This window comes from Conexibacter stalactiti (assembly GCF_033542075.1).
In the GTDB taxonomy this organism is placed as follows: domain Bacteria; phylum Actinomycetota; class Thermoleophilia; order Solirubrobacterales; family Solirubrobacteraceae; genus Conexibacter; species Conexibacter stalactiti.
This window is the reverse complement of the sequence record NZ_JAWSTH010000239.1, coordinates 1-821: the sequence shown is the minus strand read 5'-3', so window position 1 is coordinate 821 and position 821 is coordinate 1. Positions and strand designations below refer to the sequence as shown.

Genomic DNA, 821 nt, shown 5'->3' with positions numbered 1-821 from the left:
CGCCGGCCCAGGCGCGCCAGCGCCCGCAGCACGACGCCCCGCGCCGCCCGCGGACGCGCGCCGAACAACGCCGCCAGCTCGGCGACGCCGACGGTCGCGAGCATCCCCGCGAGCAGTGCGAGCAGCTGCGCGCGGCTCATCGCGCCGCACCCGCGCCGCGTTCAGCGCGCGATGGCGGCGCGCAGCCGCACGCGGGCCACGACGCACCGAGGCCGGCGCAGACGCCGCCGCGAGTCATGCCGCCACCCGCGACAGGCGGCGGATCGCGACGAGCGCGAGCGCTTGCAGGAACAGCGCGAACGCAGCGAGCCACGCGGCGAGCGGGACGGCGACGATCTCGGCGAGCGTGCCCGGGCGCGCCAGCTCCGACAGCGCGGCCGCACCGACCGGCAGCACGCCGACGATCAGCCCGGTGAAGCGGGCCTGCGCGGTCGCGGCGCGGGCGTCGTCGGCGAGCCGCAGCGCATGCTCCTGTGCCGTCGCCAGCTCGCGCAGCAGCGCGGCGAGGTCGCCGCCGGCCTCGCGCTGGAGCAGGATCGCGGCGACGAGCGTGTCCCAGGCGCGGCAGCCGGCGCTCGCGCGCAACCGCTCCAGCACGCGCTCGGTCGACTCGCCGAGCGCGAGCGCGGCGCTCGCGCCGGTCAGTTCGCTCGCCGCCGCGCCGCTGACGCCGCGGACCGCCTCCGTCAGCGCCGCGCCGATCGCGTGCCCGGCCCCGAGCGCGTCGGCGACCGCGCGCGCGACTGCCGGCGCCGACCGCTCCAGCTCGGCGCGGTAGCGGCGCCGTCGCCAGCGCAGCAGCCCGCCGACCGCCAAGTCGG

General features: G+C 80.1%; 1 protein-coding gene. It reads right to left on the bottom strand.

Translation table 11 applies throughout. From position 1 onward, the window contains the following. Positions 1-234: 234 nt before the first annotated feature. Positions 235-821: type II secretion system F family protein (locus tag R7226_RS31550; RefSeq protein WP_318601532.1), on the bottom strand; the 587-nt coding region annotated here is incomplete at its 5' end.